Annotated in this window: 16 protein-coding genes; 8 read left to right on the forward strand and 8 right to left on the reverse strand. The window is 66.0% G+C overall.

What is annotated here, in order from left to right; genetic code table 11:
* Window position 1: 1 nt before the first annotated feature.
* The 4 genes from BRX37_RS00145 to BRX37_RS00160 all read right to left on the reverse strand — a co-directional run bounded on the left by BRX37_RS00145 (window position 2) and on the right by BRX37_RS00160 (window position 7,124).
* Complete coding sequence (locus BRX37_RS00145; protein ID WP_125985103.1) at window positions 2-4,207, reverse strand: translocation/assembly module TamB domain-containing protein; 4,206 nt, start codon at window positions 4,205-4,207, stop codon at window positions 2-4.
* Window positions 4,207-6,225 carry an autotransporter assembly complex protein TamA gene (locus BRX37_RS00150; protein ID WP_125985104.1) on the reverse strand — a complete coding sequence of 673 codons (2,019 nt, stop codon included), beginning with the start codon at window positions 6,223-6,225 and terminating at the stop codon, window positions 4,207-4,209. The genes BRX37_RS00145 and BRX37_RS00150 overlap by 1 nt, the downstream gene beginning before the upstream one ends.
* 128 nt (window positions 6,226-6,353) lie before the next feature.
* A complete protein-coding gene (locus BRX37_RS00155; RefSeq protein ID WP_010337951.1) occupies window positions 6,354-6,824 on the reverse strand; it encodes a DUF1465 family protein in 471 nt (156 codons plus the stop codon).
* A gap of 120 nt (window positions 6,825-6,944) precedes the next feature.
* Window positions 6,945-7,124: a YdcH family protein gene (locus BRX37_RS00160; protein ID WP_037492086.1), complete on the reverse strand. Its 180-nt coding sequence runs from the start codon at window positions 7,122-7,124 to the stop codon at window positions 6,945-6,947.
* A gap of 186 nt (window positions 7,125-7,310) precedes the next feature.
* Here BRX37_RS00160 and BRX37_RS00165 point away from each other — a divergent pair, with 186 nt between their 5' ends.
* Window positions 7,311-7,469, forward strand: a complete 159-nt coding sequence (locus BRX37_RS00165) for a YdcH family protein (RefSeq protein WP_010337949.1) — start codon at window positions 7,311-7,313, stop codon at window positions 7,467-7,469.
* A 306-nt stretch (window positions 7,470-7,775) separates the two neighbouring features.
* Here BRX37_RS00165 and BRX37_RS00170 read toward each other — a convergent pair whose 3' ends face one another.
* From BRX37_RS00170 to BRX37_RS00180, 3 genes are all read right to left on the reverse strand, one after another.
* Entirely contained in the window at window positions 7,776-8,144 is a 369-nt protein-coding gene (locus tag BRX37_RS00170) for a PilZ domain-containing protein (RefSeq protein WP_125985105.1), read from the reverse strand.
* A gap of 76 nt (window positions 8,145-8,220) precedes the next feature.
* The gene (gene dksA / locus BRX37_RS00175; RefSeq protein WP_004211401.1) at window positions 8,221-8,685 is read right to left on the reverse strand and encodes an RNA polymerase-binding protein DksA; all 465 of its coding nucleotides are present in this window, start codon (window positions 8,683-8,685) and stop codon (window positions 8,221-8,223) included.
* A gap of 520 nt (window positions 8,686-9,205) precedes the next feature.
* Complete coding sequence (locus BRX37_RS00180) at window positions 9,206-9,820, reverse strand: hypothetical protein (RefSeq protein WP_318276542.1); 615 nt, start codon at window positions 9,818-9,820, stop codon at window positions 9,206-9,208.
* Between the two features lie 49 nt (window positions 9,821-9,869).
* Here BRX37_RS00180 and BRX37_RS27185 point away from each other — a divergent pair, with 49 nt between their 5' ends.
* Window positions 9,870-10,004 (forward strand): hypothetical protein, encoded by a 135-nt coding sequence (locus tag BRX37_RS27185; RefSeq protein ID WP_017501572.1) that lies wholly within the window; start codon window positions 9,870-9,872, stop codon window positions 10,002-10,004.
* 56 nt (window positions 10,005-10,060) lie between these two features.
* Here BRX37_RS27185 and BRX37_RS00185 read toward each other — a convergent pair whose 3' ends face one another.
* A complete protein-coding gene (locus BRX37_RS00185) occupies window positions 10,061-10,501 on the reverse strand; it encodes a host attachment family protein (RefSeq protein WP_125985261.1) in 441 nt (146 codons plus the stop codon).
* Between the two features lie 105 nt (window positions 10,502-10,606).
* On the opposite strand from BRX37_RS00185, the gene serS reads away from it, so the two are divergent.
* From serS to rimO, 6 genes are all read left to right on the forward strand, one after another.
* The gene (serS, locus tag BRX37_RS00190) at window positions 10,607-11,884 is read left to right on the forward strand and encodes a serine--tRNA ligase (RefSeq protein ID WP_125985107.1); all 1,278 of its coding nucleotides are present in this window, start codon (window positions 10,607-10,609) and stop codon (window positions 11,882-11,884) included.
* A gap of 14 nt (window positions 11,885-11,898) precedes the next feature.
* A complete protein-coding gene (gene surE / locus BRX37_RS00195) occupies window positions 11,899-12,663 on the forward strand; it encodes a 5'/3'-nucleotidase SurE (protein ID WP_125985108.1) in 765 nt (254 codons plus the stop codon).
* Window positions 12,664-12,786: 123 nt separating this feature from the next.
* Window positions 12,787-13,761: a LysM peptidoglycan-binding domain-containing M23 family metallopeptidase gene (locus BRX37_RS00200; protein WP_486055821.1), complete on the forward strand. Its 975-nt coding sequence runs from the start codon at window positions 12,787-12,789 to the stop codon at window positions 13,759-13,761.
* Window positions 13,758-14,816, forward strand: a complete 1,059-nt coding sequence (locus BRX37_RS00205; RefSeq protein WP_048939091.1) for a potassium channel family protein — start codon at window positions 13,758-13,760, stop codon at window positions 14,814-14,816. The genes BRX37_RS00200 and BRX37_RS00205 overlap by 4 nt, the downstream gene beginning before the upstream one ends.
* Window positions 14,817-14,971: 155 nt before the next feature.
* Window positions 14,972-17,797: a TonB-dependent receptor domain-containing protein gene (locus tag BRX37_RS00210; protein WP_125985109.1), complete on the forward strand. Its 2,826-nt coding sequence runs from the start codon at window positions 14,972-14,974 to the stop codon at window positions 17,795-17,797.
* 94 nt (window positions 17,798-17,891) lie between these two features.
* Window positions 17,892-19,274: a 30S ribosomal protein S12 methylthiotransferase RimO gene (gene rimO / locus BRX37_RS00215; protein WP_206434088.1), complete on the forward strand. Its 1,383-nt coding sequence runs from the start codon at window positions 17,892-17,894 to the stop codon at window positions 19,272-19,274.
* The last annotated feature ends 13 nt before the right edge of the window (window positions 19,275-19,287 follow it).

The raw sequence follows: 19,287 nt of genomic DNA on the forward strand, positions 1-19,287 counted from the left end.
GTCAATAATCCTTGGAAATACGCAGGTTGGCGCTCTGGCGCCCGAGGGTGGAAATGGCGCCTAGCAGGGACAGCCAGCGTGTCACCTGATATTCCATCCGGGTGGCGCTATAGCCCTGCCCATCGCTGATCAGTTCGACATAGGTCTTGCGAGTCAGATATTTGCCGGCGGCAAGCGAAGTGCCCTGCCCCTGGGTCGGATCGGCCGCGATGATGCGCAGACGATCCAGCCCGGCCGCCTTGCGCACCGCATTGATCGGATCAAGCCCGCCCTCGCCCTGGAGCGAGCCGACCGCCGAGGCGAGCTGGAGCGCTTCGGGCGCGGACAAGTTAGTGATCGAGGTGCCGAACAGGATGCGCGAGAGCAGTTCGTCCTGCGGCAGCGAGGGCACGGAGTTGAAGCTGATGTCGGGCTTGAGGCCGGTGCCGCCGACATGGATGGTGGCGGTGAGATCGCTGACGTCCGCCTCCGCATCGATGTCGAGCGTCGGGTTGACCGGGGTCTTGCCGTCGAACTGGATGCGCCCTTCGCGCAGTTCGAAGCGGCGGCCGGCAAATTCATAATTGCCACGCACCAGTTCGGCCCGGCCGGCGATCGCCGGATTGGTGACGGTGCCGCCAATGTTGAGATCGGCGCGCCATTCGCTGTCGAGGCCAAGGCCGGTCACGGTCAGGCGATTGCGCGCCCGCGCCTTGACCGCCATGGTCCAGGGCTCGGCCGCGCGTGGCCGTTCGATCTCCTCGCCGCGCCGGTTGATCTCGATCACCTTGAGTTCGGGGATCTGGGCGACGGCGGCGGCGCGGCCCATGGTGAAGCGGCTCCTGTTGAGGGTGACGTCGCCGCCAATCTCGCCGCCCTTGCCATCGGAGCGGATGGTGAGCGGGCCGGTGACGGTGGCGGCGATATCGTCACGCTCCAGCAGCGCGGCATTGTCTGCCAGGAAGGCGAGGTCCATGCCGACGCCGCCAATGCCGTTGAAGGTGAAATTGCCGGTGCCGGTCACGCTGCCGCCATTCTGGGCATTGGCGGTGAAGCTGGAGAAGACCAGTTGCGCCCCGGCGAAACGGGCGCGCGCCTTGACGTTGCGCAGGCGCATGCCGGTGACCGGGCTGTTGAGCGCGGCATTGTCGGTCGCGAGCGAGCCGGTGATGACCGGGTCGGCAAGCGTGCCATGCGCGTCGGCGGTGACGCTGACCGGGCCGGCAATGTCGACAATCTCCACGCCGGTCAGGCGCCAGAGCGTGTCGGCGGTGCCGTTGAAGCGCAGCTGCGCGATCAGCGGCGCGCCGTTGAGCCGTTCGACCAGGCTGCCGGTCGAGATGAGCGGAGTGAGCAGCGCCTGGCCGCGGCCGATGGTCTGGCCGTCGGCGACGAAGACCATGCGGGTGGCGAGCCGGTCGAGGGTAAGGACGGCGTTGACGCCGACATCGACCGGGCGGGAACTCAAGGACAGGCCCGAGCGGGACAGGCCACGGATGCGCAATTCCGCCTTGCCGGTCGGCAGACCACCGCGCGGACGGCTGTAGCTCAAGGTGCCGGTGGCCATGCCGCCCAGCCCCAGATTGTCATAGGCGATGTCGAGCAGGGCGAGCGGCATCTTCTGCGCGCGCGCCTCGATCCGGGTGGTTTCGCCGCCCAGTTCGCCCGCCAGTTGCAGCGTGCCGCCGGCATAGCTGATGGTCGCGGGCGACAGGCGCCAGCCATCCTCCGCACGGGTGAAGAGCGCCGCGCGAGTCAGGCGGATCGGCCGCTTGTCGATCGTGCCGCTGGCCGACAGGCGGACCCGGTCGAGATCGACCTGCGCCTCGCCCTTGAGGTCGAACAGGCGGCCGCGCTGGCCCGAGAGATTGCCCGAGACCTTGCCGCGCCCGTCGACCAGCGCGGCGGTGGCGTCGAGCCGGCCGAGCAGCATGCCGCCGACGCGCAGCCCGCGTGCCTGGGCGGTGGCGTTGATCGAGGTGCCGTCGGGATCGAGCAGGATGGTGGCATCGAGCGAGCCGCGCCGCACGGCGATGGTCGAAGGGCCGTCGAAGCTGGCGTCATTGGCGTCGAGATCGAGCTTCAACTGCTGGATACCGCCGACCGGCTGGAAGCCTATCGTGCCGCTGACCGGGCCGGCGACCAGCAACTGGCCGTCGAGGCCGCCGGTGACGGGGCGGATGTCGCCGCTGGCGGTGACGCCCGAGACGGCGATGCGCGCGACGCGGACCACCGCCTGGCCGCCCGGCGGCAGCAAGATGCGGCCTTCTCCGGTGAACGGGCCGAGCGTCGATCCGCCATTGGCGGTGAAGCTGTAATTGCCATCGGCGCCGGGCAGAAATTCGCCGCGCACGTCGCGCAGGCCGAGCGCATCCATCGGCCGCGCAAGCTGGACATGGACGATCGGCCGGTCGATCTTGCCATCGAGCACGACATTGACCGGGCCATATTGCTTGTGGCTGCCATTGCCTTCGAGATGGACGGTGCCATCGCGGTGGCGCACGCCCTTGGCATTGAGGCTGATGAGCGGCGCGTCGAGCTTCATGTTGGAGAAGCCGATCTCGCCGCCGGGCAACAGGGCGAGCGCGCTGCGGACCGTGGGCAGGCCGCCGCCCAGCCCCTTGAGGAAGGCGTTGTCGAGCCGGCGGACCTTGGCCACGGCATTGCCCGACAGGCCGAAGGCGCCATTGGCGCCGGGGGCCGCACGCAGTTTCGACTCCAGATCGACGATGCCGAGGCCACGGATGAAGAGACCGCTGATCCGGCCGTCGATGCCGACATCATAGCGGCCGCTCTTGAGGTCGGCCATGACCAGCAGCTTGCCGTTCAGGCGATCCGACCGGAAGGGCATGGGGTTGCTGACGATCTGCTGCCCCTTGAGTTGCAGCACGCCGTCGAGCGCGAAATTGCGGACGATGCCGGCAACCAGATCGCCCTGCCCGTCGAGGCTGCGGGCGCGCAGCCGGACCGGCAGCAGCACCGGCCCGCTTTTCGCCTGACGCCCCTTGCCGTCGATGCGGACATCGTTGATCTGGGTCTTGCCGAAGGCGAGCTGGCGCGCGGTGAGCAGATATTCATAGCCGAAGCCGGCGAACGGACCGTCGAGCCGGACCTTCGCCACCACGTCGCGGCCGCGCATATCCTTGAGCAGCGCTTCGGGCCGGGCGAGGTTCATGTCGACGCGCAGATTGTCGAAGGCGTTGTTGCGCAGGTCGACAGCGCCGTCGGCGACCATGTCGATCGCAGCCGAGCGCAGCGTGAGCCTGCCATCGACCACCCGGTCGGCGAGCGTACCCTGCGCGCCGATGGTGAGGCGCGGCGAAGCGAGGCGCGGCAACAGGCCCTTGCCGGGAATGGCACTGCCCTCGATCGTGCCCTGGATGGTGTAGGCGCCGCTGCGCGCGCCGAGTTTCAGGTCGGCGACGGGATTGCCGGCCAGGGTGGCGGCGAGGCGCCCATCCCATCTGGTCCAGCGCCCCTTGCCGCTGATGCGCAGATTGCCGTCCTGATTGAGGCCGGCCATCGCCGCCAGCACGCCGCCCCTGGGCGCATTGACGGTGACCGCCAGGTTGAACCGGTCATCGTCGGGCCGGCTGTCGAGCGTGAGGTTCAGCGCATCCTCCGCGCCGATGACGCGGGCCGACAGGTCGATGATCGCGCGGCCGCCACGAATGTCGGCATCGCCCGACAGGGTCGCCAGTTCGACCTTGCCAGTGACGGCGGGCGCGACGGTCAGCCGATCGACCGAGAACTGCATCAGGCGGATGTCGAAGCCGGGCAGGATCGGCCCCTGCCGCTCGCTGGGATTGAGCTTTGGCAGCTTGTGCAGGGTTGCCTGCGGGATCACCAGCCGGTCGATGTCGAGCCGGTTGGAGAGCCAGGCGAAGGGCCACCAGTCCAGCTCCACCCGCGGCGCGTCGAAGAAGCGGCCCTTGGGATCGGACAGGACGAGGCCGCGCAGCACCGCCTTTCGATAGATGCTGCCTTCGATCCGGTCGACATGGATGCGCAGGCCCGAGGGCGGGCTGACGGCGGCGATGCGCGAGACGAGGAAGCGGTGGCCGGGCGCGCTGTCGAGCCAGGCCAGCGTCGCCACCACGACCAGCAGCGCGAGCGCCAGTGCGCCCGCCAGCCAGCGCTGCCAACGCCCGTCCCAGGCGCGGCGGCGCAGCGGCGCGGCGGGCGGCGGCGGCACGGGCGGCTGGCTGTCGGGCGGCGGCGTGGCCATCAGAAGGCCTGCCCCAGCGAGACATAGACGGCGACCTTGGCATCGCCCGGCTGCGGATTGATCGGCGTGCCGACATCGACGCGGATCGGGCCGAAGCTGCTATAATAGCGCACGCCAAGCCCCGTGCCGACGCGCAGGTCGCGGAAGCGCGGCAGGAAGGTGGTGGAGATATTGCCCGCATCGAGGAAGGGGACGACGCCGAAATTGCCGAAGCGGATGCGCGCCTCGGCGGAAAATTCGATCAGGCTCTTGCCGCCGACCGGATCATCGTCCGGGCCGTAGCGCGGGCCGATCGCCTGATAGCCATAGCCGCGCACCGACGCGCCGCCACCGGCATAGAAGCGCCGCGAGGGCGCGATGCGATCGACCGTGGAGCCGAGGATGGTGCCAAGCCGGGTGCGCCCGGCGAGCACGACACGGTCATTGATCGGCTGATAGGCGCTGGCGTCGACCTGCGCCTTGGCATAGCCGAAGGTCGACCCCTGAAAGGAGAGTTCGGGGCTGAGGCGGCCGCCGAGGCGGAAGCCCTTGCTGGGGTTGAGCAGGTCGTCGCTGCCATCATAGGTCAGGCTGAGCGGCACCGCGCCGATGAAGAAGGTACGGCGGCTGCCGCCGGAAAAGGCGTCGGCTTCGTCCGAGGCGATGAGTTCGGCGCCGACGCGCCAGACCCAATGCTTCTGGAACAGGATGTTGGTCTGCCGCTCCAGCCCGCCTGACAGGGTGATGGTGCGCGCGTCATAGGCGTCGCGGCGGATATTGCTGTAGGAAACAAGGCCGGTCAGCACATGGTCGCGCTCGCGGAAATTGTTGCGGCGATAGGTGGCCTGCGCCGTCTGTTCCTGGGTGCCGAGAACGCCGCGCAGGGTGAGCGACCCTTCGGGCGGGAAGAGGTTGCGATGCTGCCAGCTGACCTCCGCGCGATAGCCTTCGCCCGTGCCATAGCCCAGTTCGCCCGCAATGGTGCGCATCGGCGCCGGGCGCAGATCGACATCCAGGTCGACATGTTCGCCATCGCCCGCATCCTTCGGCGTCAGGGTGACGGAGGAGACGAGGCCGGTGGTGACGATGGCGCGGCGCAGATCCTCCACATCGGTGGCGCGGTAGGTTTCTCCGGGTTCGAAGCGGGCCATGCGCTGGAGATGGCGTGCGCTGAACACATCATCATTGTCGAGCAATATCTGGCCGAAGCTGCGATAGCCGCCCGGCGTGACGATGATGTCGAGATCACCGTTGCGCGCTTCATGGTCGATCCGCACTTCGGGCTCGTCAACCCTGGCAAAGGGATAGCCATTTTCGCCCAGCGCCGTCGCCAGCGCGGTCTGGCCCGCCAGGATGCGGTCGGCGTTGATCGGATCGCCCGACTTCATCGTGAAGGCGCCGCGCAGCGTCTCCTCCCGTGGGCCGGTTTCGGCGAGGCCGGCAATCTCCACCGTGTCGAGGACATAAAGCGGCCCCGGCGTGACGTCGAAGATGACGGACAGCTTGTCGCTGCCGGCGGGCGGCGGCGCGACGCTGCCGCGCACCCGCGCGGCATAATAGCCGTCGGCGCGCAGCAACCGGTCGAGCAGGTCGCTGTCTTCCTTCACCCGGCGGTTGATCTGGGCGAGATTGGCGGCCTTCCCCTCCGACTGGTGTAGCACCGAGAGACTGTCGAAACGGGTCGCGACCTGATTGTCGCCGATCGCGTCGATACCGCGCAGGGTGACGCCATATTTGCGCTCCTCCCCGGCGTCGGTGAAGGTGACGACCTCCTCGGCCGGGCCGGTATCGGCGGCGTCGGCGGCCTGCTGTGCCGGCTGATCGGGGGTATCGGGTTCGCTGGCTGCAACCGGATCCTCCGGCAACGGGGCGACCGTATCGGGCTGGCCCATGTCGGGCCAGTCGATGCCGATGTCGGGCATGGCATCGAGCGATGCGGAGGGGTCGACCGGCGGGCTGGCGGGATCGGCAGCGGGATCAGGCGCAGGCTGGGCCGCCTGCGCGAACGCAGTGCCGGCGGTGCAAAGCGCCAGGGACAAGAGACATAGCCCTGCGGCGCGCGGATCAACGGGAAAGCGGCGCCCTGTCCGCAAGCCATGGGTCATGCGACCGGTCTAGACCAAGTCGGGGCGATTATGCCAGCCAAGAGATGGCGATGGCCCAATGGTCAGAAGGCGGTGTTGAGCCGATCCATGAGTGCGCGGGCCGGACTGTCGGCCAGCGGCGCGTCCGGCGACAGCATCCGCTCCTCCAGCCGCGCGACCCGGCCATAGAGTTCCTGGCTCGCCTCGATCAGCGAACGGGCGGCGAAGGGGAAGTCGCCGGCAATGCCCGGATCGGTGGCGGTGGCGCGGCCGAGCCGATATTTCTCATCGGCCACATCCGCATCGCCAATCTCGCCGCGCTGCCAGGCGCGCTGGCTGAGCAGCCAGGCGATGATGTGCATCAGCCGGGTCGTGACCTTGAGCGATTCACAGGCGAAGGACACGCGGCGCAGCGGATCGTCGGCGGCAAACTGCCCGGCCTCGTCCGCGTCGAAATAGGAGCGCGCCTCGTCCGCCATCACCATCGCCTCCATATAGAGGCCATCGACAAGGCGGCGATGAAGGCCGGGATCAAGGGCGGCTGCGTTGCGCATAGGCCTAGCTGACATATCGCGATGCGATTGTCAGGGCCGTGGATGGCGCCGGAAGCCCGCCTGTCCCATTTGGGATCGCTTTACGCCGCAGTCCCGCAATTTTGCGACGCGGCGGACGCATCAGGCGATGATGTCCGGGACCAGCGCGTCTTCAAGCGCGACGATCTCGTCCCGCAGCCGCAGCTTGCGCTTCTTGAGGCGCGCGACCTGCATCTGGTCGCCCACCCCGCCATCGACCAGCGCCGCGATCGCGGCGTCGAGATCGCGATGCTCGACCCGCAGCAGCTCCAACCGGCGCATAATGTCTTCGCGGCTCACCAAGCCCCCGCCTTCCGAACCCAACATAGCCTCTCCTGATAGCCCGGCGCGGGCGCGCGGGCCATCGCAATTTTACCGACAGCCCATCGCAAAGCACGAATCATCGCGAGACAGGTCCGCCGAATCATGATCTACTTCGTCATCCATCACCCTCGTAAGGAGAATGTCATGGAAAATTCCCACGTTTCAGCTCTTTCCGCAAAGCATGCCGGGCTCGAAGCCCGGATCAAGGCCGAGTCGAGTCGGCCGATGCCCGACGACATTCTCGTCGCCTCGCTGAAAAAGCAGAAATTGCGGGTCAAGGAAGAGATGCAGGGCCGACATTAAGCCCGTTCCGCACGGAAAAGGCCGGGGCCGGATCACCGGACCGGCCATTTTCCTGCCAGCAGGACGCAGAGCATCGACCCGGCCGGAACCCCGGCCAGATTTTCGACATAGTGCGACGGATGACTCTTAGCCGGGGAAGATGACCTGGCGATGACAGGCGTTGGGCATGACGGTCTTCCGCTGGCGCCGAGCCCGGAATGCCGGCCAAAAAGGGAGGCGTCGCGGCGGCATTGAACAGGCCGCATATGAAAAAGCCCCGCGCGGCGAACCGGCGGGGCCTTTTGCCAACCCATTATATCATCGATATCAGCGGCGCGTGATCGTCGCGGAACGCAGATAATCCGGCAACGCCTGCCGCGACACACCGTTGGCGACCGGCTTGCGCGCCAGTTGCGGGTCGATCGGCGCGTCGAAGGCAAAGCCGATCTTGTCATCGCGCGACCAGGCGACCGTCCCCTCGACCAGGCCGACTCCGCGCAGTTCGAGGCGAAGCCGCGTGCCGGCGGGGATGGCGCGTTCGCAATCCGCCATCAGGCCGGTGGCCGACAGATTGCGCACGCGCGCCTTGCCCAGATCGACGCCATCCAGCGTGCTGAGGCTGGTGAGCAGGAACAGGCTGTCGCGCGGCGCGGAACGAGCCGGTCCCCGATCAGAATTTCCCGTTTCCTTGTCCATGACTATTCCCGCAAAATGACACTTGGCCAACAGGATAGTCATGCGACGTGGAGAAAGGGTTAACCGCCGCAGGGGGTTAATCGTCGCGGGAGACTTTTTCCTGACGCTCGTGCCGCTCTTGCGCCTCGACCGTCATGGTCGCGATCGGACGGGCCTCGAGCCGGCCCAGCGAGATCGGCTCGCCGGTGACTTCGCAATAGCCATATTCGCCTTCGTCGATACGGCGGAGCGCCGCGTCGATCTTGGAGATCAGCTTGCGCTGGCGGTCGCGGGTGCGCAGTTCGATCGACCAGTCGGTCTCGCTCGATGCGCGGTCGTTGAGGTCGGGTTCGCGCAGCGGTTCATTCTGCAGCACAGCGAGCGTGCCTTCCGCTTCCGACAATATCTGTTTCTTCCAGTCCCAGAGACGCTGCCGGAAATATTCCTGCTGCAGGGGGTTCATGAATTCTTCGTCAGCCGACGGACGATAATCGTCCGGGAGTGTTACGGTCGATTTTGGCGGCTTCACACCGTCTTTATCGGAATTCAGTACCGATGCCATCTGGCTCTCCGACTCGAGAGGCCCCGGCGCTGTAAGTTCCGGGCGCCCATGACTTTTGTTTGAGCGGGCCTCATAGCCACCGCGACGAGGCGATACAAGCGGACAATGCGCACTCCGGCGCATCCCCTAGGCCAGTTGACGCACCCGGAACGGACAGCGCGACTCCATCAGGGTTTTCCCCGATCTCGCCATCCGGATGTTCATGCAGCCCATCCTTAACGTTCCACAATGACACGTTAACCATTGCGATTGACTCAAACGCCCGGTTTTTCGGACCTTTTACGGCGCAAAGATGGTTAATGCCCTTGCAGTTAACGCTTTATTTTGCGTTGGTATGCAGTAGGGAATGGCAGGGTTCACGCTACGGAAGGGTCCGATGGCGCGAATGGGTAAACAGGACTAGAGAAGATCCTATGTCGGTTCGGATGGCTTTGGCAAAATTGTGCGCCTGCACTTGTGGCGGCGCCATCATTGGCGGGGGCGCCGTCCATGTGGCGGAGAATGCGCGTCCGGCAACGGTCTACAGCACCAAGAGTGTGAAGGCCAAGCCGCGCCAGCGCGTCCTGGCCACGGCCAAGCGCCCGCCGGCCAAGAAGCCCGCCCCGATCCGCGTGACCGTGACCACGCCGTCGCCGCCCATCCCGCTGCCCCCGCCGCCGGTGCAGGCCGCCCTGCCCCTGATGGCGGGTGGACCGACTCCGACCGCAGCGCCGATCGGCGGCAGCAGCGGCTTTGGCGGCAGCAGCGGTTTCATCGGCGGCTTCTTTGGTGGCGGCAGCAGCGGTGGCGGCACGGTGGTGATCTCTACCACCGGTTCGACGGGATCGACCGGTTCGAGCGGGTCCAACTCGCCCACGCCGCCAACCTCCACCACCAGCACGACGACCACGTCGAGCGGTTCGGATTCGCCGACTCCGCCGGGTGGAACGACCACGACGACCTCGACGTCGACCTCCACGTCGACATCGACCTCTACGTCCACATCGACGTCGACCTCCTCCTCGTCGGGCGCGACATCGACTTCCACGTCCAGTTCGACCTCGACCGGATCGTCAAGCTTCGGCAGCACGTCGTCGAGCAGCTCGACCAGCAGTTCGTCGTCGACCTCGACATCGTCGGGCACCTCTTCGGGCACGCCGCCGCCTCCCGCGCCGCCGCCGCCGACCGATGTGCCGGCGCCGCCGATGGTGCTGCTGTTCGGCGCCGGTGCCGCCGCGCTGCTGATGCGCAAGCGCCTGGCCGATCGCAATACGGAATTGTCGATCGAGGGCCACGGCCCGGCCAAGCCGATCCCGATCATCCGCACCGGCAATATCTGATAGAAAAAAGGGCGGCCCTGGGGCCGCCCTTTTCTTTTACCGACAGGATTTCCCGCTCAACTGCGGGCGATGATCTTCTCGATCTCACCGACCGGATGATTGGCCAGATCCTTGGCGATCTCGCCGACCAGCCGGTCCTGCACTTCCTTGTGATAATGTTTGCGCATCTCGCCCAATGCCGTGGGCGGGGCGACGATGATCAGCTTCTCATAATCCTGAGCAAAGGCGCGGCGCTTGAGCAGGTCTGCCGCCTCCGCCGCGAAGCGCGCCTCCTCCAGTTCGTGGAAGTCGGTCTGTTCCATGCTGCTGCGATGGCTGCCAACCGAACTGAAGGCGCGGCCGGGCGCGTCCGATGCCTGGTCCCGGTCGGCCGGATTGTCCTGCACCTTCACCTCTTCCGCCTCCAGCTGGGGAAAGGCGCGGTCGCCCTTGTTGCGGAAGAAGAGCAGCTTGCGCCCGTCCGCCACCAGCACCATCGCGTCATGATCGATCTGCATCATCGTCTCCTTGGCTGTTTGGGTGATAGCGGACCAACGGTCGGCGAGGCGCAGGGTTGCATGGGCAGGCTTGCATGGGCCTGCGCGCGGCGGCATAGGGCAGCGATGCACGACATCCGCTTCATCCGCGAAAATCCCGCCGCTTTCGACGCCGCTCTGGCGCGCCGTGGCCTGGCCCCGCTGTCCGCCGACATATTGGCGCTGGACGAAAAGAGCCGCGCGCTCAAGACGGAACTGCAGCAGGGGCAGGCCCGCCGCAACGAGGCGAGCAAGGCGATCGGTCAGGCGATGGCGGCCAAGGACATGGCCAAGGCCGAGGCGCTGAAGGCCGAGGTCGCGGCGCTCAAGGAAGGCACGCCGGCGCTGGAAGCCGAAGAGGCCGAGGTCGGTGCAGCGCTCAATGCGATGCTCGCAGCGATCCCCAACCTGCCCGCCGACGATGTGCCGCAGGGTGCGGATGAAGCCGGCAATGTCGAGCTGAGCCGCTGGGGCAATATCCGCGCATTCGATTTCGCGCCGCAGGACCATGCCGATTTCGGCCCGGCGCTGGGGCTGGATTTCGAGGGTGGCGCGGCGCTGTCGGGCGCGCGCTTCACCGCGTTGCGCGGCCAGATGGCGCGGCTGCACCGCGCACTGGCGCAATTTATGCTCGACACCCAGACCGGCACCAACGGCTATGAGGAAACCAACCCGCCGTTGCTGGTGCGCGACGAGGCGCTGTTCGGCACGGGCCAGCTGCCCAAATTCGCCGAGGATCTGTTCCGCACCACCGATGGACGCTGGCTGATCCCGACCGCCGAGGTATCGCTGACCAATCTGGTCGCCGAACAGATCGTGCCGACCGACACCCTGCCGGTGCGGCTGACCGCGCTGACCCCCTGTTTCCGGTCCGAGGCCGGATCGGCCGGGCGCGACACGCGCGGCTTCATCCGCCAGCATCAGTTCGAGAAGGTCGAACTCGTCGCGATCTGCGCGCCCGAGGAATCGGACGCCGAGCATGAGCGGATGGTGCAGGCGGCCGAGGGCATTTTGCAGGCGCTGAACCTGCCCTATCGCAAGATGCTGCTGTGCAGCGGCGACATGGGCTTTGGCGCGCGCAAGACCTATGACCTGGAAGTCTGGCTGCCGAGCCAGGCGACCTATCGCGAGATCAGCTCCGTATCCAACTGCGGCGATTTCCAGGCGCGGCGGATGAACGCCCGCTACAAGCCGGAGGGAGAGAAGGCGACGCGCTTCCTCCACACCCTTAACGGATCGGGTCTGGCCGTGGGCCGCACGTTGGTGGCGGTGCTGGAAAATTACCAGCAGGCCGACGGCAGCGTGATCGTGCCCGAAGTGCTGGCGCCCTATATGGGCGGCATCACCAAGCTGGAGCCGCGATAAAAAAGGAACGGGCGATGCGCATCCTCCTCACCAATGACGATGGCGTCCATGCGCCGGGGCTGAAGGTGCTGGAGGCGATCGCCCGCACCCTGTCCGACGATATCTGGATCGTCGCGCCCAGCGAGGAACAGTCGGGCGCGGGCCACAGCCTGACGCTGACCCGCCCGTTGCGCATCCGCAAGCATGGCGACAAACATTATAGCGTCACCGGCACGCCGACCGACGCGGTGATGATGGCGGTCGGCCATCTGATGAAAGACGCGAAACCAGACCTGGTCCTGTCGGGCGTCAATCGCGGCGCCAACCTGGCCGAGGACGTGACCTATTCGGGCACCGTCGCGGCTGCGATGGAGGGCGCGATTTCCGGCATCAAGTCGATCGCGCTGAGCCAGGTCTATGCCCGCGAGGCGATGGGCGACGCGGTGCCCTTTGCCGCCGCCGAAGCCTGGGGCGAGCGGGTGCTGCGCCCGCTGATCGCGATGCCGGCCAGCCCGCGCCTGTTGTTCAACGTCAATTTCCCCGCGATCGACCCGGACAGGGTCAAGGGCGTGCGCGTGGTGCGGCAGGGCTTTCATGACATCGACCGGACCAAGATCGTCGAGGGCACCGATCCGCGCGGCTATCGCTATTACTGGTTTGGCCTCGGCCGCAGCGATTCCGCGCCCGAGGGGACCGATCTGGCGGCGATCGCAGAAGACTATATCGCGGTGACGCCGCTCCATTATGATCTGACGCAGGATGGCGCGCTGGCGGCGACGGCGCAGGCATTTTCGGACTGACTTACGCTCCGGGGGGAGACCATATGGCTGGACATTCAAGGGGGCGGCGCTGGCTGCCCATGTCGCCGCTGCCGCTGCTGCTGGCGGGCTGCATCCCTGCCCCCGTGCAGGACAGCGCGCCCTATGCCGCCGCAACCGGTCAAGCCCGAACCGCAGATGATCGAGCGCAAACCGGTCTGGACGGCGCAGCAGGTGACGGCGAATGCGCGGACGGTGGCCGCCAGCACCTATAGCGTGCAGCCGGGCGATACGCTGCGCGGCATCGGCAACCGCACCGGCGCGGGATCGGACGCAATCGCACGGGCCAATGGGCTGGCGCCGCCCTATGCGCTGCGGCCGGGGCAGAACCTGTCGATCCCCGGCGGGCGCTATCATGCGGTGGCGGAGGGGGAGACCGGCATCGCCATCGCCGTGGCCTATGGCGTGCGGTGGAGCGACATTGTCGACATCAACGGCCTCTCCGAACCCTATGTGCTGCGGCGTGGGCAGCGGCTGCTGCTGCCCGGCGGCGAGATGCCGACCGCTCCGGTGGCGGCGCAGCCGGTGCGGCCGGCCGCATCCAGCCTGGAGCAGCGCGCCGCCGCCTTCCGCATCGACATTGACGACGTGCTGACCGGCGGCCAGCCTGCCGTCGCCGAGGAAAAGCCGCGCACGATGGCCAAGGCCCAACCCCGCCCCCTGCCCTCCAATGTGCCGATCGCCCAGCCCGGCGGCTTTTCCGGCCAATTCGCCTGGCCGCTCAAGGGCAATATCCTTTCCCGTTTCGGCCCCGGCGAGAGCGGCGCCAAGAATAACGGCATCGACATTGCCGCGCCGATCGGCACGCCGATCCGGGCCGCGGCCGACGGCGTCGTCGCCTATGCCGGCGACAGCATTGCTGTGTTCGGCGGCCTCATCCTCATCACCCATGGCAGCGGCTGGGTCAGCGCCTATGGCCATGCCAACCGGATCGACGTGGTGCGCGGGCAGAAGGTGACGAAGGGCCAGGTGATTGGCCTTAGCGGTGACACAGGCTATGCCAGCAAGCCGAAGCTGCATTTCGAGCTGCGCAAGGACCGGGTGCCGATCAATCCCATGACCCAATTGCCCACCCCATGAAGATCGCGCCGCCGCCTTCGGCATCGCCCATGGCCGGCTTTCTGCGGCGGCGATCGGCGCTGCCGGTGTGGGCGGACCTCGCCTGGCGGGTGGTGCTGGTCTTTGGCCTGATCGCGATCGTGCTGGCGCTCCACTGGTTCGGGCGTGATGGTCTCAAGGACAATTATGACGACCAAATCAGCTTCATCGACGTGCTCTATTTCACCACGGTCACCGTCACCACGGTCGGCTATGGCGATATCGTGCCGGTCTCGCCCGAAGCGCGCCTGTTCGAATCCATCTTCGTCACGCCGATCCGGCTGTTCGTCTGGATCATTTTCCTCGGCACCGCCTATAATCTCTTCTTCCGCAACATCCTCTACAGGTGGCGCATGGCACGTATTCAGGCCGATCTGCACAATCATATCGTCGTCACCGGTTTCGGCACCAGCGGCCAGGAGGCGGTGAACGAACTGCTGGCGCGCGGCACCGACCCGCGCGAGATCGTGGTGATCGACGGCAGCGAAAAGGCGCTGGACCATGCCGAAGCGCTGGGCTGCAACGTGCTGTGCGGCGACAGCACGCGCGACAAGACGCTGAAGGACGTGGCCATCCACCGTGCCCGCACGATGATCGTGTCGGCCGGGCGCGACGACACGTCGATCCTGATCACGCTGACCGCGCGTCACCTGGCCCCGCGCCTGCCGATCAGCATCGTCGTGCGCAACGAGGATAATGAAGTGCCTGCGCGCCAGGCCGGCGCCACCACCGTCATCAACCCGGTCAGCTTTGCCGGGCTGCTGCTGGCCGGCAGCACCAGCGGCAAGCATATCGCCGACTATATGGCCGATCTCGCCGCCTCGGGCGGCCGGGTGAAGCTGCACGAACGACCGGTCCTGCCGCAGGAAATCGGCCAGCCCCTGTCCGCGATCGGCACCGGGCTTGGCGTGCGCATCTATCGCGGCGACCATCCTATCGGCTTCTGGGAGGAAGGCGCAAAGCGGCTCCAGACGGGCGACTGCATCATCGAGATCGTGGAAGAAACCGGCGCCACACCCCGCGCCGACGATCAATAGGTTCAAACTAGCGACAGACTGAACATGTTTGTTGCGTCACAGCAACATATGGCAAAATTCGTGCTACCCAGGGTGCAGCGCAGCATGAGGCCAATTGCCTTGCTGTCATAGAATGGCAACACTCCCCCTCAGGTCTGATTTTTGAGGGGTAGAATATGCGCTTGAAAAATGTCCTGAAAACCGGCGTCCTGCTGTCCGCCTGCCTTTATAACGCACCGTCTTTCGCCCAATCCACCGCGCCGCAGGCCGATGATGCCGGGGCCATCATCGTCACCGGATCACGCATCCGCCAGAATCCGCTGGACCAGGACAAGCCGATCGTCACGGTCGATCAGGAAGCGATCGCGCGGACCGGCCTTTCCTCGATCGCCGACGTTCTGCAGCGCATCCCGAGCGCCGGCGGCGGCCTCAACACCAAGGTCAACAATGCCGGCAATATCGGTGGCCCGCCCGACGGCACCGGCGTCAGCTCCGGCTCGGCCGAAATCGACCTGCGTTACCTGGGCGCCAAGCGCACGCTGATCCTGGTCGACGGCATGCGCTATGTGAACGGATCGGCCGCCGGCGGCATTCCCGCATCGGTCGACTTGAACTCCATCCCTGCCAGCATGATCGAACGGGTCGAGGTGCTGCAGTCGGGCGCCTCCCCGCTCTATGGCTCCGACGCGGTTGCCGGCGTCGTCAACATCATTACCAAACAGTCGCAGAAGGGCCTCGACCTGTCCGCCCAGTTCGGCACCTACGAACAGGGCGATGGCGAAACCTATGATCTCAACGCCAGCTATGGCCTGCAGTCCGATCGGGTGTCGATCGTCTTTGGCGGCAATTATGTGAAGCAGCAGAGCGTCCGCACCGCCGATCGCTCCATCTCCCGCTTCCCCAATCCGGGCCAGACGAGCTGCGCCGACCCGATCGGCGGCTGTTCCGGTGCCACGCCCAACGGCCGCTTCATGATCGGCGACGATGATCTGACGCTGATCGCGCCGGTCAGCGGGCGCCCGACCTATCCGGGGGACTTCAAGAATTTCACCTCGGCCGACCGCTATAATTTCGCGCCGGAAAATTATCTGCTGACGCCCTCGGAACGCTATGGCGGCTTCCTCAACGCCAAATTCGAATTTTCCGACAATGTCAGCCTGCGCACGCGGCTGGTCTATCAGCATCGCAGTTCGACCACCCAGGCCGCACCGCTGCCGCTGTTCGTCGGCCCGGATGCGGGCAACGGCAATCTGCTCGACACGATCAGCATCGATGCGACCAATCCCTATAATCCGTTCGGCTTCACCTTGTCGTCGGGTGCCAATGGCGAGCCGGCGACCTATTCGCTGATCGCCCGTCGCTTCGTCGAGGGCGGCCCGCGTATCTTCAACCAGGATGTCGACACCTTCACCATGCAATCGACGCTCGAAGGCTCCTTCGGGGTCGGCGACAAGACTTGGTATTGGGACGTCAACGGCATGTATGGCAGCAATGACGCGCATCAGGTGTTCACCGGCAACCTGAACGCCGCCAAGCTGGCCCAGGCGCTGGGGCCGGTCGCGGGCTGCACCGGCGATTGCGTACCGTTCAACATCTTCGGCGGGGCCGGGTCGATCACCCAGGCCATGCTCGACTATGTGACCTTCGACCAGAAGGATCGCAGCACGCAGGAATTGTGGGACGCCACCGCCAACCTGTCGGGCGAATTGTTCGACCTGCCGGGCGGCGCGGTCGGCTTCGCCGTCGGCTACGAGCATCGCAACCAGCGCGCCAGCTACACCCCCGACCCGATCATCACCGCGGGCCTGGGCGCCGACGTACCGACCAGTCCGGCGGCGGGCAGCTTCAATGTCGATGAAGTCTATGGCGAAATCCGCATCCCGTTGCTTGCGGACAAGCCCTTCTTCCAGAAGCTGGAGCTGGACGGCGCGGTGCGCCATTCCAACTATAGCAGCTTCGGCAGCAACACGACCTTCACCGTGTCGGGCCTGTGGAAACCGGTCAGCGACCTGCTGCTGCGCGGCGGCTATGCCGAAAGCCTGCGCGCGCCGAGCATCGGCGAAATGCATGCCGGCCGGTCGCGCACCGATCAGACGATCAACGACCCCTGCACCAGCGCAGCAGGCGGATCCTGGGACAATCCGACCGTGCGCGCCAACTGCATCGCCAATGGCGTGCCGGCCGATGGCAGCTATGACGAGCCGACCGGTGGCCAGCTGGGCGTCTTTTCCAGCGGCTCGACCAACCTGAAGCCGGAAACCGCCAAGACCTGGACCGCCGGCATGGTCTACAGCCCGGCCTGGGCACGCAACAGCTTTGCCAGCGCACTCAGCCTTGAGGTCAATTATTATAATATCCGCCTCAAGAATGCGATCGACTCGGTGCCTGCGACGCTGACCCTGCGCCGCTGCGCCTTCGATGCCGATCCGGTCAGTTGCGCATCGATCAGCCGCACGCCCAGCGGTCTGGTCGCCGGCATCGACGCCACGCTGCAGAATCTCAACGCCATCAACACCGACGGCATCGACGGATCTTTGATCTATCGCTCCAAGCCGGTAGGCGACGGCACGGTCGGTCTGACGATCAATGCCGCCTATCTGCTGAGCTATGATATCAAGGCCCCGGCCGAGTTGAATGCCCCCACGATCAAATGCGCCGGCACCGAACGCTGCGGTTCGGTCGACCAGGCCTATCCGCGCTTCAAGGCGACCACCACGCTCGACTATTCGGCCGATGCCTGGGGCGTTTCCTTCACCGGCCGCTATATCAGCAAGGTGACCGAGAGCGACGGCCATGTCATGGGATCGACCTTCTATGGCGACATGCAGGCCTATTTCTCGCCGGCCTGGCTCGACCATCGCACCCGGCTGACGATCGGCGTCAACAACCTGTTCGACAAGGATCCGCCGGCCTGCTTCACCTGCGACAGCGCCAATTTCGACCCGACCACCTATGATGTGCCGGGCCAGTTCGGCTACATCCGCCTGTCCTACAAGATGTGATAGATTAGTCGCTTAGCCATGGCGAAGGGCGCGTCCATTTGGGCGCGCCCTTTGTCTTTTCGGCTACCCCGTGACATTTGGCGCAAAAATCCCTATGTGCGCGCCGATCATGGCAACCAAAATCCCAGACGCGCCGAAGATCGGCATGGTTTCGCTCGGCTGTCCGAAGAACCTGGTCGACTCCGAACGTATCCTGACCAAGCTGCGTTCCGACGGCTATCAGATGTCCGCCGACTATGCCGGCGCCGACGTCGTGCTGGTCAACACCTGTGGCTTCCTCGATTCCGCCAAGGAGGAATCGCTCGAGGCGATCGGCGAGGCCATGGCCGAAAATGGCCGCGTCATCGTGACTGGCTGCATGGGTGACGAAGCGGACGTGATCCGCGCGAAATTCCCGCAGGTGCTGGCCGTCACCGGCGCGCATCAATATGAGCAGGTGGTCAATGCGGTGCATGACGCATCGCCGCCCATCCCCAACGCCTTTGTCGACCTGGTGCCCGAAGGCGGGCTGAAGCTCACCCCGCGCCATTACAGCTATCTGAAGATTTCAGAGGGCTGCAACCATCGCTGCTCCTTCTGCATCATCCCGTCGATCCGTGGCGACCTGGTGTCGCGCCGGATCGACGCGGTGCTGCGCGAGGCGGAAAAGCTGGTCGCGGCCGGCACCAAGGAATTGCTGGTCATCAGCCAGGACACGTCGGCCTATGGCGTCGACACGCGCCATGAGCCGCGCATGTGGAAGGGCCGCGAGGTCCGCGCCCATATGACCGACATGGCGCGCGAGTTGGGCCAGTTGCGCACGGCGGACGGTGTCGCCCCCTGGGTGCGCCTCCACTATGTCTATCCCTATCCCCATGTCGACCAGGTCATCCCGCTGATGGCCGAAGGGCTGCTGACGCCCTATCTCGACATTCCCTTCCAGCATGCTTCGCCGAGCGTGCTCAAGGCGATGAAGCGCCCGGCCAACGAAGCCAAGGTGCTGGACCGCATCCGCAAGTGGCGCGATATCTGCCCGGACATCGCGATCCGTTCCAGCTTCGTCGTCGGCTTCCCCGGCGAGACCGAGGCGGACTTCCAATATTTGCTCGACTGGCTGGACGAGGCACAGCTCGACCGCGTCGGCGCCTTCCGCTTCGAGCCGGTCGAGGGCGCTGCCGCCAATGACCTGCCCGGCGCCGTGCCCGAAGAGGTCAAGGAAGAACGCTATCAGCGGATCATGGAAAAGACCGCCGCGATCAGCGCCGCCAAGCTGCAGGCCAAGGTCGGCCGGGTCATGCCGGTGATCATCGACGAGGTCGGCGAGCCGGACGAGGAAGATGGCAGCATCGGCGCCACCGCGCGCAGCCAGGCCGATGCGCCGGAAATCGACGGCAATGTCTTCCTGCGCGACGTGGGCGAAGGCCGCAAGGCGGGCGACATGTTCGACGTGCTGATCGAGGATGCCGACGATCACGACCTGTACGGCGTGCCGGCCTGACCGATCGGGAACC

It is taken from the genome of Sphingomonas sp. S-NIH.Pt3_0716 (genome assembly GCF_003950715.1).
Taxonomy (GTDB): Bacteria; Pseudomonadota; Alphaproteobacteria; order Sphingomonadales; family Sphingomonadaceae; genus Sphingobium; species Sphingobium yanoikuyae_A.